Raw genomic sequence first — 14,060 nt, 5'->3', positions numbered from 1 at the left:
GCAACCTTGCTCCGGGTGGACGGAAGGGCGGCACGTGGCAAAGCAGGAAGTCGCAGCGCACCAGCAGGTGGACCCGAGCACCGCACAGCCGGCGATCGACGTCTTTCTGTCCGGGCTGCTGTTCCTCGACGTCGTGTTCACCGGCCTCGAGCGCCCGCCCACACCGGGCACCGAGGTGTGGACCCGCGGCATGGCCACGAGCCCAGGGGGCATCGCGAACTTCGCGGTCGCGCTGAGCCGGTTCGACCTGCGCACATCCCTGGCCGCCGCCTTCGGCACCGACTTCCCCGGCGACTACTGCCGGCACGTGCTGAGCGACATCGAAGGTGTGGATCTCAGCCGATCCCGGTGCTTCCCGGACTGGCCGACACCGGTGACCGTGTCACTGGCCTACGGCGGCGACCGCGCCCTCGTCACGCATGGCGGCGAACCACCGCTGTCCGGCGACCAGCTCATCGGCCGGCCGCCGGCCAGCCGCGCCGCCGTCGTGCACATCCAGCCCGAACCCGCGGCCTGGCTGGACACGGCGGGCGCCGCGGGCAGCCTGATCTTCGCCGACGTCGGCTGGGATCCGTCGGAGAAGTGGGCGCCGGCGATCCTGGAGCAGGTCGCCCTGTGCCACGCGTTCATGCCGAACGCGCACGAGGCCATGAGCTACACCCGCACCGACAGCCCGGACGCCGCCCTGGCGAAGCTCGGCGACCTGGTCCCCCTCGCGGTCATCACCTGCGGTGCCGAGGGCGCGATCGCGACGGACGCCACGACCGCCGAAACCGCGCTGGTCCCCGGGCTGCCCATGGAGGTCGTCGACTCCACCGGCGCGGGTGACGTGTTCGGCGCGAGCCTGGTCGCCGCCACGCTGGCCGGCTGGCCGCTCGCGGAACGGGTGCGCTTCGCCAATCTCGCCGCCGCGTTGTCGGTGCGGCAGCTCGGGGGCGCGCTGGCCGCCCCCGGCTGGCCAGGCGTCGCGCGCTGGTGGCGCGAAGTCCGGACCCGGCCGGACCACCACGATCTGCGCCGTGACTATGCCTTCCTCGATCGCGTCGTCCCCGCGCACCACTTCGAAGACCGTGTTGAAGGGTAGGAAAAAACCATGGAACTGTCTCGTCGGCGAGCGATTCACCTGGGCATGCTCGGCACGGTGGGCGCGATGATCGGCGGCACGGCCGCCTGCTCGACCTCGACCTCCGGCGGGTCCGGCGGCGGCACGAACAGCATCGATTTCTGGTACTGGCAGGACGGGCTGAGCGAGAAGGTGGTCGACGACGCGGTCAAGCGCTTCACCTCCGTGTCGCTCAAACCGCAGCAGATCGGCGGCGACTTCAGGCAGAAGCTGACCACCACGATGGCCAGCGGCGCTTTCGTGCCCGGCATCACCGGGATCAAGGGCGAGGACTTCGCCTCGTTCACCCCCCAGGCCGACCGGTTCGTCAACCTGCTCGACCACGGCGCCGACAAGCTAGCCGGCCAGTACCTGTCGTGGAAGTGGAAGAAAGGCATGACCAAGGACGGCAAGCTCATCGGGTTCCCCATCGACATCGGCCCGACGGCGCACTTCTACCGCAGGGACATCTTCGCCAAGGCCGGGCTGCCCACGGACCCGGACAAGGTCGGCGCCCAGATGTCCACCTGGGACGACTACTTCGCGGCCGGCGTCGAACTGAAGAAGGCCGTACCTACCGCGCACATGGTCAGTGAAGCCTGGTCGGTCTACAACGTGGCGGTCTCGGCCGCCCCGGCGCGCTACATCGACGAGAACGAACACTTCATCGGCGACCAGGACCACATCCACACTGCGTGGAACTACGCGATCAAAGCCATCAGGCTCGGCCTCGACGCGAAAGTCCAGTCCGGCAGCACGGACTGGAACGCGGGCCTGGCCAACGGCAGCCTGCCCAGCCAGACCGGCGCGGCGTGGGGCGCGGCCGACATCCAGTCGGGTGCGAAGAACACGTCGGGCAACTGGGGTGTGGCGCTGAGCCCCGGCGGCTCGGGGAACATCGGCGGCTCGTTCCTCGCGATCACGAAGGAGTGCAGCAAGCCGGACGTGGCTTTCGAGATCATCTCGTGGATTCTCAGCCCCGAGAACCAGGCCCGGGGATTCACCGACTCGGCGCTGTTCCCGTCCACCCCGGCCACTTACGCGATGCCCGCACTGACCGCGCCCGACCCCTTCTTCGGTGGGCAGGTCACGATCCAGGTCCTCGGCCAGGCCGCCCAGAAGATCCCCGTCCAGTACGAAAGCCCCAACGACCAGGCCGTCTCCGCGCCGTACCAGAACGAGCTGACCAATGTCGAGTCGAACGGGAAGGACCCCGACGCGGCGTGGGCCGACGCCATCACCGAGGCCAAGAAAATCGGGCAGCGGCTCGGGGTGAGCTGACGTGGCCGTGCTCCGCCCGGCCCGCCCGGTGCCCACGCCTTCGATGCAGACGGGCGCGGCCGGACCAGGCCGCGCCACCGGGTTTCGCCGGGTCCGCTCGCATTGGCCGCAGTACCTGGCGATCTCCCCGTTCTACCTGCTGTTCAGCGTGTTCGGGCTGTTTCCGGCACTGTTCTCGCTGTACCTGGCGTTCCACCGCTGGGACGGGCTGGGCGAAATGCAGTTCGTCGGGCTCAAGAATTTCCAGTACCTGCTCGGCGACGGCACGTTCTGGCTCGCCCTCCGCAACACGTTCATCATCTGGTTCCTCTCGACCGTCCCGATGCTGTTCGTGGCGCTGGCGATCGCGGCGATGCTGAACTCGACCGTGCGGTTCACCGCGTTCTACCGGATCGCCTACTTCATCCCGAACATCACCTCGCTGGTCGCGATGGCGATCTTCTTCGGCGCGGTGTTCAGCACGAACTTCGGCCTCGTCAACGTGGTTCTCCAGGCGGTGCACCTGCCGGCGGTGCACTGGCTGACCAACCCGCTGGGCATGAAGATCGTGGTCGCCACGGTGACGACCTGGCAGTGGACCGGCTACAACACGATCATCTACCTCGCCGGGCTGCAGGCGATTCCGTCCGAAGTGTACGAAGCCGCGAAGGTCGACGGCGCGGGCCCGATCCAGACGTTCGTCCGCATCACCATTCCCCTGCTGCGGCCGATCATCCTGTTCACCGTCGTCGTCTCGACCATCACCGGGATGCAGACCTTCACCGAGCCCCAGGTGTTGTTCGGCAACAACGGGACGCTGACCGCGAACACCGGCGGGGCGGGTCACGGCGCCCTGACCATGGTCCTCTACTTCTACCACCAAGCCTTCGACAACCACGACTTCGGCTACGGTGCCGCGATTGCCTGGGCGGTCTTCCTCGTGGTCATGGTGTTCGCCGCCATCAACTGGCGGCTGGTCCAGCGGCGCGAAACCTGAGAGGAAGCTCATGCGAGCCAACCGGTTCCGGGGACTGGGGCCGCACCTGGTCCTGCTCGTCGGCGTGGCCATCTCGGTGTTCCCGTTCTACTGGATGATCGTGATGGCGACGAACACCACCAGCGACATCTACCGGTATCCCCCGAAGCTGACCATCGGCGGGGAACTGGCGACCAACCTGTCCCACGTCTTCGAAAAGATCCACTTCTTCGCCGCGATGGGCAACACGATCGTCGTCGCGGTCTCCACGACAGTGCTGGTGCTCTTCTTCGACTCGCTCGCCGCGTTCACCTTCGCCAAGTTCGACTTTCCCGGCAAGCGCATCCTGTTCGCCCTGCTGATCGGGATCTTCATGCTGCCCGCGCAGCTCTCCCTGATCCCGCAGTTCATCACCATGGTGAAGCTGGGCTGGGCCGGGCAGTTGCAGGCGCTGATCGTGCCGGCGGCGGCGAACGCGTTCGGGATCTTCTGGATGCGCCAGTACATCACCGGGGCGGTACCGGACGACCTGCTCGACGCCGCCCGCCTGGACGGCTGCGGCTTCTTCCGCCAGTACTGGCATGTCGCGCTGCCGACCATCCGGCCCGGTCTGGCGTTTCTCGGCATCTACACGTTCATCGCGGCGTGGAACGACTACGTCTGGCCGTTGATCGTGCTGGTCAACCCGGACCAGTTGACGTTGCAGGTCGCGCTGTCCCAGTTGAACCGCTCCTACAACCAGGACTACAGCATGATCATGGCCGCTGCCTTGCTGGCGGTGGCGCCGTTGGTGATCATGTTCGTGCTGGTCGCCCGCAACTTCATAGCTGATGCCGTCAAGGGCGCCGTGCGAGGGTGAACGCATGTACTACACGAGTTTCGAACCAGGCTCCCGGCGTTGCTCCCCGCGCGCCGCATTCGGCTCGGACGCTCCGTCTCTGTCGTTGAACGGCATATGGCGATTCCGCCTGCTCCCGCGGGCCGACGCCTCGGACGTTTTCGAAGCGCCCGGGTTCGACGACGCGTCGTGGGCGGAACTGCCCGTGCCCTCGTGCTGGCCCATGCACGGGCACGGAAAGCCGATCTACACCAACGACCGGTTCCCCTTCCCGGTCGATCCGCCGCACGTGCCCACGGAGAACCCGACCGGCGACCACCGGCTGGAGTTCGTGCTGCCCGACGGCTGGCCCGGCGGAGACGCCCTGCTGCGGTTCGACGGGGTGGATTCCTGCTTCAAGGTCTGGCTGAACGGCCACGAACTGGGGCACGGCAAGGGAAGCAGGCTGCCCACCGAGTTCGAGGTGGGCGGCGTGCTCCAGCCGGGGCGGAACCTGCTGGCCGTGCGGGTGCACCAATGGTCGTCCGGAAGTTACCTCGAGGACCAGGACATGTGGTGGCTGCCGGGAATCTTCCGGGACGTAACGCTGATCTCCCGGCCGACCGGCGGGATCCGGGATTTCTTCGTGCACGCGGGCTACGACCACGCCACCGGCCAAGGCACCCTGCGCGTCGATTCCAGTTTCGACGCGTGGCTGTCGGTACCCGAACTCGGCATCGACGGACCCGCCGAGCGCGAATACACTGCCGCTGTCGAACCGTGGAGCGCGGAAGCGCCCCGCCTGTACGACGCCGTGCTGGCCACGCCCGGCGAACGGGTGCGGCTGCGTGCCGGCTTCCGGTCAGTGGCCATTGTGGACGGTCAGCTGACGGTGAACGGCCGCCGGATCCTGCTGCGCGGGGTGAACCGGCACGAGTTCCACCCGGACTTCGGCCGGGCGGTCCCGGCCGAGGCGATGCGCACGGACCTGGAGTCGATGAAGCGGCACAACGTCAACGCGGTCCGCACCAGCCACTATCCGCCGCACCCCGCCTTCCTCGAGCTGTGCGACGAGCTGGGCCTGTGGGTGGTCGACGAGTGCGACCTGGAGACGCACGGGTTCGGTGAGGTGGACTGGCGCCGCAATCCCAGCGATGATCCACAGTGGAGGGACGCGCTGCTCGACCGGATGCGGCGGATGGTGGAGCGGGACAAGAACCACCCGAGTGTCATCATGTGGTCCCTGGGAAACGAGAGCGGCACGGGAGGCAACCTCGCCGAAATGGCGGACTGGGCCCGCGAGCGGGACCCGGGCAGGCCCATCCACTACGAGGGCGATCGCGCGTGCCGGTATGTCGACGTGTTCAGCATGATGTACGCCTCGCACGACGAGGTGGCAGCGATCGGCAGGCGGGCCGAGCCGCCGCTGGAGGATCCCGGCCAGGACGCCCACCGGCGCGGCATGCCGTTCATCCTCTGCGAATACGCGCATGCCATGGGCAACGGGCCTGGCGGCCTCACCGAGTACCAGGAGCTGTTCGAGAAGTACCCGCGATGCCAGGGCGGCTTTGTCTGGGAGTGGCTCGACCACGGCATTCGCCGGCACACCGCCGAGGGGGCCGAGTATTTCGCCTACGGCGGCGACTTCGGCGAGGAACTGCACGACAGCCACTTCGTCATCGACGGCCTGGTTTTCCCCGACCGTGCGCCCTCGCCGGGCCTGACCGAGTTCGCCAAGGTGATCGCGCCCGTCCGGATCGACGGGGACGCGGCCGCGGGGCATCTCGTGATCGGCAACCGGTACGACTTCACCGACACCTCGCACCTCGACTTCCGCTGGCTGGTCGAACACGACGGAACCCTCCTCGCCTCCGGCCGGCTCGGCGTGCCCACGATCCAGGCCGGTGAGACCGTCGAGGTGAAGGTGATCGATCTGCTGCGCGAAGCGACGCCGTCTCCGGGCCCCGGCGAGACGTGGCTGACGGTCCGGGCGGTGCTCGCGGCCGATACCGCATGGGCGCCGGCAGGCCACGAGGTCGCCTGGGGGCAGATGCTCGTAAGCGCGTCTGGGGGCTTGCCCCCGGGCGGGGTCTGGGGGTCGGACCCCCACAAGACACGGCGAGTATCGGTACCGGCGCAAGGCGAACCACGTCCGGTGACGCGCTCCGCAACGGGGTTTTCCCTGGGGGAACACACCTTCGACCCGCTCGGCACCCTCCGGGAGGTGGGCCCGGTGGCCGTCGCCGGCCCTCGGCTGGACGTGTGGCGTGCTTCCACCGACAACGACCTCGGCGAGGCCTGGTTCGGGGACACCCGCTCACTGGCGACCCTTTGGCGCGAAATCGGCCTGCACCGGATGACCCACCGCGTCGACGATGTGAACATCGCCGGGAACGACCTCGTCGTGCGCACCCGGGTCGCCCCCGCCGCGACCGATCTCGGCTTCGCCACGACCTACCGGTGGACCTCCGAAGGCGACGGGTTGCGGCTACTGGTCGAAGTGGTCCCGGAGGGAACCTGGCCCTGCCCGTTGCCACGGTTGGGGCTGCGGATGGCGGTGCCGCATGGTCTGGACCAAATCACCTGGTTCGGACTCGGCCCGGGTGAAGCGTACGCCGACAGCAGGCGGGCAGCCCGGGTCGGCAGGTTCAGCACCGATGTGGACCGGTTTTCCACGCCCTACGTTTTCCCGCAGGAAAACGGCAGTCGGGCCGAAGTCCGGTGGGCGAGCGTCACCGACTCCTCCGGTGCGGGCCTGAGCTTTTCCGGTGAGCCGACGATCGAGTTCACCGCTCGGCGCTGGACCAGCGAGGATCTCGACGCGGCCCAGCACACGACCGACCTTGTGCCGGGAGACCGGATCCACCTCAACCTGGACTACGGCCAGAACGGGGTCGGCACCGGCGCGTGTGGCCCCGGCGTACTGCCCCAGCACCGGCTCAATCCGGAACCCGTCTCTTTCGGCCTGACGATCCGCCCGGTTTCCCCGGGCTGAACGAGCGTCACACGTCCCGCTTCGTGACCGCGAAAGGGGGGTCTGGGGGCTTGCCCTCAGTCGTCATCCGGGGGGCAAGCCCCCCAGATGACGCGAGCCCGTCGAGGTGGCGCGCCAAGCTGCGCGGGGGGTCAGGTCGGAGCGGCGAGGAGGCCGCTTTCGACGCCGAGCCTGGCCTGGTCGGCGGCGGTGCGGCCGGCGTACCAGCCGGCGCCGTTGCTGATCGAGTGGCGGCGGCTCACCACGTCCGGGAACATCTCCTCGAACAGCGCGTCGACCTCCTTACTTCGCTTGGCCAGCACGGGAAGCAGGCGCTCGTCGGCCAGGTTCTCGCCGGTCGCGCGGTTGGCCTCGGTGAGCCGTTCGCGGATGCGCGCGGCGTAGGCGAGCAGGAACGACTGCCGGAACGAGCGGGTGCGTGACTGGCCACCACGGCCCACCTGCCTGCCCGCCGCGAGCATCGCCTCGGTGGCCTGTACCAGCAGGGAGGTGACGAGCAGTTCGACGATGTCCAGATCCACTTCGTGCCCCACGACCGCGACGAAGCCCAGCTTCTCGTAGGACACCGCGCGGCATCGGTTGGCCGAGGCGACCGCCGACACCAACGAGGACTTCGCCGACAGGTAAGGGTTGTCGAGCCAGACGCGCCGAGCCGAACCCCGTTGCCGCGGGACCGGATCGACCAGGGCCTGTTCGAAGGAGTACCGGCTCATCAGTTCCTGCGCCTTCGCGGAAAGCGCTTCGGCCTCTTCCGGGAACTGGGTCGACTCCGCCTTCGCCAGCAGCGCCCGCACGCGGGCGAGCATCTTCTCGTCCACGCCGGCCCGGGGCACCTCGGGTAGCGGGATCTCCGGCAGCGCCGGCAGCGTGGCGAACCGGGCGAGCACCGTGATCACTGTCCGCAGCGCCCCGGCCGGAGTCTGGCCGTGCCGCTCGGCCCACTGGGTCAGCTGCGGCCGGCCGGCGTCCCACCACACCGCCGCACCGATCCGAGCCAGTTGGTCATGCCAGCGCGGGTGCACCGTCGCGGTCGCACGCTGCCCGGTCTCGGCGGCGAGCGCGTCGACGACCAGCGTGACCGCCGCCTCGGCAAGCTGCCGGGTCGCGATCTGATAGACGTCGTACGGCTGCCAGCCGTGACCGAACAACGCCGACACCGTCTCGCGCAGCACCAGGTCCGCCGCCACGCCGACCAGGCGCGCGTGCGGGCCATACCGGCCGGTCAGCTCCCCCACCATGGTCGAGATGTCCCGGCCGCGCTGATGATCGAGGGCGGCGTGCCGGATCATCGCGGTGAACATCTCGACGGGTGGCGCGTCCCGCGCGCGCCGGGTCCCCTCGTCGCCGTGCCCACCAGCCTGCCCGCGGGCCCGCGCCTTTTGCTTCGCCGCGCGCTTCGCCTTGTTGTGCCTGCTCAACGTTTCCTCCCCCTCCGATTCGCGAATGTGTCTATCGGCCGCCGACCGGTTCCCGGCCCGGGAAAGGGGCGAGTTTATCGGCCGCGCTCGCGCCCTCGGGAGCGACACGCTCGGGACCGAACGGCCCGCCGGGGCCACGCGGTGTTTCGGCGAACCGGCTCCGCCAAGCCGCCAGCGCCTGCTCGGCCAGTTCGGGCTCGAAATCGATGGACTGTCCGGTGGCGTCCGCGATGTCCCAGCCGTGCGCAAGATACTCATTGGTGCGTATGTGCACCAGGAACGCGCCGGGCGCCGGGCCGAGCGGCGTCTGGACGGTTCGTTCGAGCAGCCCCGGCTCGGTCAGGGCGGCGCGGGCCTGCTGGAGGGTGTCGGCGAAGACGGCACGGAAGTCCTCGCCAGCCGGTCTCCTTCCTCGGGCGGCGGACCACTTCCCGCCCACGCCACCGTCTTCAGATTGCCCTGCACCAGATGGTTGCCGACCGCGCGCACATCCCATTCCGCGCACGCCGTCGGCAGCCCCGGTTGCCCGGGCTCGACCGCTTCGATGATCTTGGTGACGGTGGCGGTCGCACGGTCGAAGTCGTCGAATGAACTCATGCCCGGCATCATGCCCGCACCCACCGACAGTTTTGCTTCACACACGGCCCACGGGACCGGGCACATGGTCCAGCCACAAAGAAAACAGCAGGTCAGGCACGATCCAGGAGCGCGACGCACTCCACGTGGTGGGTCATCGGGAACGCGTCGAACGCGCGGAGTTCGGACAACGGGTAGCCGCGGCCCGCGAACGTGGCGAGGTCTCGGGCCAGAGCCGCGGGATCGCACGCCACATACACCACCCGTGCCGGGGACGAGTCCGCGATGGCGTCGACGATCGCGCGCCCCGCCCCCGCTCGCGGCGGATCCAGGACCACCACCTCGGGATCGCCGAGCTGCCGCACCACATGCTCGACACGCCCCGCGTGCCACCGTACCTGCGGCAGGTCCGCGAGGTTCGCCCCGCCGTCGTTCACCGCCCGGCGCCCTGACTCGACCGCCAGCACCTCGCCGCCGGGTCCCACCTGCCCGGCGAGCACCGAGGCGAACAGCCCCACGCCCGCGTAAAGGTCCCACGCCCGAGCGCCCGGCGACGCCCGCGACCACTCGCCGGCAACGGCCGCGAGCGTGTCCGCGGCGGCCGGGTGCACCTGCCAGAAACCGTGCGCGTCGAGCTTCCACTCCCGCCCGGCGGCATGCTGTACGGCGACACCGCCACGGATCTGCCGCGCCCTTCGCTTGCCCCGCACCGTGCTCAACTCACGCACATGCGTGTTCCCGTCGCCGTCCACGGTCAGTTCCAGCTCGGTGCCGGGCCGCCAGCGCCTCGACACCGCCGGATCCAGCAAGCCGGGCAAGGAAATCGGGCAGTCGTCGAGCGCGACCACGGCGTGGCCGCGGTGCTCACGCAACCCCGCACGCCCGTCGCGGCCCGCGACCAGCCGCACCCGGCTGCGCCAGCCGAGCATCCCACCCGGCAGCTCTTCGACCTCGACCGCGCGCTCGATTCCGGCCAGCCGCGACAACTGCTCCTCGACCACCCGGGCCTTCAGTTCTCGTTGGAGAGACGGGGAAGCGTGCTGCCAGTCGCAGCCCCCACATTTCCCTGGCGCGGCGAGCGGGCACGGCGGCTCGACCCGCTCGGCGGCCGCCCGCAGCACCCGCACCGCGTCGGCCCGGCAGTACGAACCGCCCTTGTCCTCGGTGACCTCGGCCAGCACCAGTTCCCCCGGCAGCGCGTGCCGGACGAACACCACACGTCCGTCCACTCTGGACACACAGTGCCCGCCGTGCGCGACCGCGCCGACCTCGAGCTCCAGAGTCCGTCCGGCCCAGCGTTGTGAGGTCTGGGGGCTGTTACCCGGCCGGGGGTCTGGGGGCGGTCCCCCCGACGCCCCGGACGACCCGGTCACCGCTTGCCTTCGGAGTACAGGCCGCGGCGGACGTCGCCGGGAGCGGCCGGATGCGCGCGCATCGCGCGGTCCACGGCCTTGGCGGAGGACGCGAGCTGCCACGGCACGCTGGTCACCATCACGCCCGGCTGGAACAGCAGCCTGCCCTTCAACCGGAGGGCGCTCTGGTTGTGCAGCAACTGTTCCCACCAGCGCCCGACCACGTATTCGGGAATGAACACGGTCACCACGTTACGCGGATTGTCGCCGCGAACCCGCTTCACGTAGTCCAGCACCGGCTTGGTGATTTCCCGGTACGGCGACTCGATCACCTTCAGCGGCACCTTGAAGCCGCGCTTCTCCCATTCCGCCACCAGTTCCCTGGTCTCGGCGTCGTCGACGTTGACCGTGACGGCCTCCAGCAGGTCCGGCCGGACTGCCTTGGCATAGGCGAGCGCCCGCAGCGTGGGCCGGTGCAGTTTGGACACCAGCACGATCGCGTGGTTCCGCGAAGGCAGCACGGAGGGCTGCTGCCCGTCGGTTTCGCTCAGTTCGACCGAGACCCGGTCGTAGTGCCTGCGGATCGCGGTCATCGTCAGGTAGATCGCCACCATGGCGGCGATCGCGATCCACGCGCCGAGCAGGAACTTGGTGATCAGCACGATGACCAGCACGGTGCCGGTCATGGTGAGGCCGATCGCGTTGACCGTCTGCGAGCGCCGCATCCTACGCCGCACCGCGGGATCGGTTTCGGTGCGCAGCAAGCGGTTCCAGTGCCGCAGCATGCCGGTCTGGCTGACCGTGAACGACACGAACACGCCCACGATGTAGAGCTGGATCAGCCGGGTGACCTCGGCATCGAACGCGATGATCAGCAACAACGCGAAGGCGGCCAGCAGGATGATCCCGTTGGAGAAGGCCAGCCGGTCGCCCCGGGTGTGCAGTTGGCGCGGCAGATACCGGTCCTGCGCCAGGATCGAGCCCAGCACGGGGAAGCCGTTGAACGCGGTGTTCGCCGCCAGGAGCAGGATCACCCCGGTGGCGAAGGAGATGTAGTAGAAACCGGGCGGGAAACCCGAGAACACCGCCTCGGCGATCTGCGTGACGATGGTCTTCTGCTGGTAACCGGGTGGTGTCCCGGTGAGCTGGGTCGCCGGGTCCTCGGCGAACTTGACGCCGGTGATGATCGCCAGCGAGATGATGCCGAGCAGCATGGTCACCGCCAGCAGGCCCATCATCAGCAGGGTGGTCGCCGCGTTCTTCGACTTCGGCTTGCGGAAGGCGGGCACGCCGTTGCTGATCGCCTCCACCCCGGTCAGTGCCGCGGCGCCGGAGGAAAAGGCACGCAGGATCAGGAAGACGAACGCGAACCCGGCGAGCGAGGTCTGCTCGCCGTGCAGGTCGAACCCGGCGCTTTCCGCACGAAGGTCGCTCCCGGTCAGTGCCTCGACCAAGCCCCACAGCACCATCAGGAAGATCCCGATGATGAAGCCGTAGGTGGGGATCGCGAACGCCTTGCCGGACTCACGCACACCCCGCAGGTTCATCGCGGTGAGCACCGCGACGATGAGGATCGAGCAGAGCAGTTTGTGTTCGGCCACCCACGGCAGCGCCGAACCGATGTTCGCCACCCCGGACGAAGTGGACACGGCCACCGTCAGCACGTAGTCGACCAGCAGCGCACTGGCCACGACGAGCCCGAACCGGCCGCCGAGGTTGGTGGTGGCGACCTCGTAGTCACCACCGCCGCTGGGATAGGCGTGCACGTTCTGCCGGTACGAGGCGACGACCACCAGCATGACCAGCGCGACGGCGACCCCGATCCACGGCGCGTACGCATATGCCGACAGCCCCGCGACGCTGAGGGTCAGGAAGATCTCCTCGGGCGCGTAGGCCACGCTCGACAGCGCGTCCGAGGCGAAGATTGGCAGCGCGATGCGCTTGGGCAAGAGCGTGTGGGCCAACCGGTCACTGCGGAATGGGCGCCCCAGCAGCAGCCTTTTGGTCACGGTCGCGAACTTCGGCACGCCAGCAGCGTAATGCCTGGCTCTACAAGGTAGGTTCTGCGCTGGCGCAACGCGGGTAACCGTGCCCTCTGGGGGCGCAACCCCCATACCAGTGACGTTGAGGAGGCAGGCAAGTGCACGTGGTGATCATGGGATGCGGCCGGGTCGGCGCGTCCCTGGCCGCGGCCCTGGAGCGCCTCGGTCACGAGGTCGCGGTGATCGACAAGGCCCAGGAGGCGTTCCGCCGGCTCGGCAGCGACTTCCACGGCCGTCAGGTACTCGGGGTCGGCTTCGACCGGCAGGTGCTGATCGACGCGGGCATCGAGCGGGCGGGCGCGTTCGCGGCCGTGTCGAGCGGCGACAACTCCAACATCATCTCGGCCCGGGTGGCGAGAGAGAACTTCGGCGTCGAGCACGTCGTGGCACGCATCTACGACCCGAAGCGCGCGGCGGTCTACGAGCGGCTCGGCATTCCGACGGTGGCGACCGTGCCCTGGACCACCGACCGGTTCCTGCGCACCCTGCTGCCCGACGGCGTGGCCTCGGCCTGGCGTGACCCGACCGGCAACGTGGCGGTGCTGCAGTTGCCGCTGCACGAGGCGTGGGTGGGGCGCAGCGTGGCCGACCTGCAGGACGCGACCGGGGGGCGGGTGGCGTTCGTGATGCGGTTCGGCACCCCCGTGCTGCCGGAGAACAAGACGGTGTTGCAGGCCGACGACCTGGTCTACGTCGCGGCGCGTTCGGGCACGGTCAGCGATGTGACGAGCGTCGCTTCGAGGGCCCCGGAAGAGGGGGCCTGATGGGCGAGAATTGCGCAGCCGCGCATCGAAGCCAACCGGGTGCGGGTGCCCCGCATGACACTCCGGGTGCGGGTGCCCCGCATGACACTGAGGAGGCGTGATGAGGGTCGCGATCGCCGGGGCCGGCGCGGTGGGGCGTTCCATCGCCGCGGAGCTGATCGACGGCGGGCATCAGGTGATGCTCATCGAGCGGCAGGCCGAGCAGTTCGAGCCGGAGACGGTCGAGCAGGCCGACTGGGTGCTCGGGGACGCGTGCGAGGTCTCGACGCTCGAGGAATCGGGTATCGAACGCTGTGACGTGGTGATCGCCGCAACCGGTGACGACAAGGTCAACGTCGTGGTGTCGCTGCTGGCCAAGACCGAGTTCGCGGTACGCCGGGTGGTGGCCAGGGTGAACAACCCGGCCAACGAGTGGCTATTCACCGACGCCTGGGGGGTGGACGTGGCGGTGTCGACGCCGCGCATGCTCGCGGCGATGGTGGAGGAGGCGGTCAGCGTCGGGGATCTCGTGCGGCTGATGACCTTCCGGCAGGGGCAGGCGAACCTGGTCGAACTCACCCTGCCCGAGAAGACCCCGCTGGCGGGCAAGCCGGTCAGCGAAATCGCGCTGCCGCGGGACGCCGCGCTGGTCACGATCCTGCGCGGGGACCGGGTGATCGTGCCGCAGCCGGAAGACCCGCTGGAAGCCGGCGACGAGTTGCTTTTCGTGGCCGCCGCCGAAGTCGAACCGGACATCCGCAAGGCACTGGGCTACTGAC

At 69.1% G+C, this 14,060-nt stretch carries 12 protein-coding genes; 7 read left to right on the top strand and 5 right to left on the bottom strand.

Annotated features, from left to right (window positions below):
* Positions 1-34 precede the first annotated feature (34 nt).
* From VJT49_RS21300 to VJT49_RS21280, 5 genes are read left to right on the top strand one after another with little or no spacing between them, the layout of a single operon-like run.
* On the top strand, positions 35-1,084 hold the full coding sequence (locus VJT49_RS21300) for a PfkB family carbohydrate kinase (protein ID WP_324166640.1): 1,050 nt from the start codon (positions 35-37) through the stop codon (positions 1,082-1,084).
* 9 nt (positions 1,085-1,093) lie between these two features.
* Complete coding sequence (locus VJT49_RS21295; RefSeq protein WP_324166638.1) at positions 1,094-2,383, top strand: extracellular solute-binding protein; 1,290 nt, start codon at positions 1,094-1,096, stop codon at positions 2,381-2,383.
* A 1-nt stretch (position 2,384) separates the two neighbouring features.
* Positions 2,385-3,359: a sugar ABC transporter permease gene (locus VJT49_RS21290; RefSeq protein WP_324166637.1), complete on the top strand. Its 975-nt coding sequence runs from the start codon at positions 2,385-2,387 to the stop codon at positions 3,357-3,359.
* 10 nt (positions 3,360-3,369) lie between these two features.
* Positions 3,370-4,197 carry a carbohydrate ABC transporter permease gene (locus VJT49_RS21285; protein WP_324166636.1) on the top strand — a complete coding sequence of 276 codons (828 nt, stop codon included), beginning with the start codon at positions 3,370-3,372 and terminating at the stop codon, positions 4,195-4,197.
* Positions 4,198-4,201: 4 nt separating this feature from the next.
* Complete coding sequence (locus tag VJT49_RS21280; RefSeq protein WP_324166635.1) at positions 4,202-7,150, top strand: glycoside hydrolase family 2 TIM barrel-domain containing protein; 2,949 nt, start codon at positions 4,202-4,204, stop codon at positions 7,148-7,150.
* Between the two features lie 131 nt (positions 7,151-7,281).
* On the opposite strand, the gene VJT49_RS21275 is transcribed toward VJT49_RS21280, so the two are convergent.
* The 5 genes from VJT49_RS21275 to VJT49_RS21255 form a co-directional block, all read right to left on the bottom strand.
* Positions 7,282-8,568 (bottom strand): DUF2786 domain-containing protein, encoded by a 1,287-nt coding sequence (locus VJT49_RS21275; protein WP_324166634.1) that lies wholly within the window; start codon positions 8,566-8,568, stop codon positions 7,282-7,284.
* Between the two features lie 31 nt (positions 8,569-8,599).
* On the bottom strand, positions 8,600-9,007 hold the full coding sequence (locus tag VJT49_RS21270; RefSeq protein WP_324166633.1) for a TIGR03086 family metal-binding protein: 408 nt from the start codon (positions 9,005-9,007) through the stop codon (positions 8,600-8,602).
* Positions 8,908-9,165: a maleylpyruvate isomerase N-terminal domain-containing protein gene (locus tag VJT49_RS21265; protein WP_324166632.1), complete on the bottom strand. Its 258-nt coding sequence runs from the start codon at positions 9,163-9,165 to the stop codon at positions 8,908-8,910. The genes VJT49_RS21270 and VJT49_RS21265 overlap by 100 nt, the downstream gene beginning before the upstream one ends.
* A 92-nt stretch (positions 9,166-9,257) precedes the next feature.
* Positions 9,258-10,424, bottom strand: a complete 1,167-nt coding sequence (locus VJT49_RS21260; protein WP_324166662.1) for a class I SAM-dependent RNA methyltransferase — start codon at positions 10,422-10,424, stop codon at positions 9,258-9,260.
* An 89-nt stretch (positions 10,425-10,513) separates the two neighbouring features.
* Positions 10,514-12,523 (bottom strand): APC family permease, encoded by a 2,010-nt coding sequence (locus VJT49_RS21255; RefSeq protein ID WP_324166631.1) that lies wholly within the window; start codon positions 12,521-12,523, stop codon positions 10,514-10,516.
* 113 nt (positions 12,524-12,636) lie between these two features.
* Between VJT49_RS21255 and VJT49_RS21250 the strand changes: the two genes are divergently transcribed.
* On the top strand, positions 12,637-13,302 hold the full coding sequence (locus VJT49_RS21250; protein ID WP_324166630.1) for a TrkA family potassium uptake protein: 666 nt from the start codon (positions 12,637-12,639) through the stop codon (positions 13,300-13,302).
* Positions 13,303-13,402: 100 nt separating this feature from the next.
* Entirely contained in the window at positions 13,403-14,059 is a 657-nt protein-coding gene (locus VJT49_RS21245) for a TrkA family potassium uptake protein (protein ID WP_324166629.1), read from the top strand.
* Position 14,060 lies beyond the last annotated feature (1 nt).

The organism is Amycolatopsis sp. (genome assembly GCF_035276945.1).
Classification (GTDB): domain Bacteria; phylum Actinomycetota; class Actinomycetes; order Mycobacteriales; family Pseudonocardiaceae; genus Amycolatopsis_E.
The sequence above is the reverse complement of the archived record's forward strand: the minus strand, read 5'-3'. Positions and strand labels throughout refer to the sequence as shown.

Excerpts from the sequence above, each read along its gene's own strand:
- VJT49_RS21245 (WP_324166629.1), top strand. The coding sequence starts at position 13,403 with ATGAGGGTCGCGATCGCCGGGGCCGGCGCGGTGGGGCGTTCCATCGCC.
- VJT49_RS21295 (WP_324166638.1), top strand. The coding sequence starts at position 1,094 with ATGGAACTGTCTCGTCGGCGAGCGATTCACCTGGGCATGCTCGGCACG.
- VJT49_RS21285 (WP_324166636.1), top strand. The coding sequence starts at position 3,370 with ATGCGAGCCAACCGGTTCCGGGGACTGGGGCCGCACCTGGTCCTGCTC.
- VJT49_RS21280 (WP_324166635.1), top strand. The coding sequence starts at position 4,202 with ATGTACTACACGAGTTTCGAACCAGGCTCCCGGCGTTGCTCCCCGCGC.
- VJT49_RS21265 (WP_324166632.1), bottom strand. The coding sequence starts at position 9,165 with ATGAGTTCATTCGACGACTTCGACCGTGCGACCGCCACCGTCACCAAG.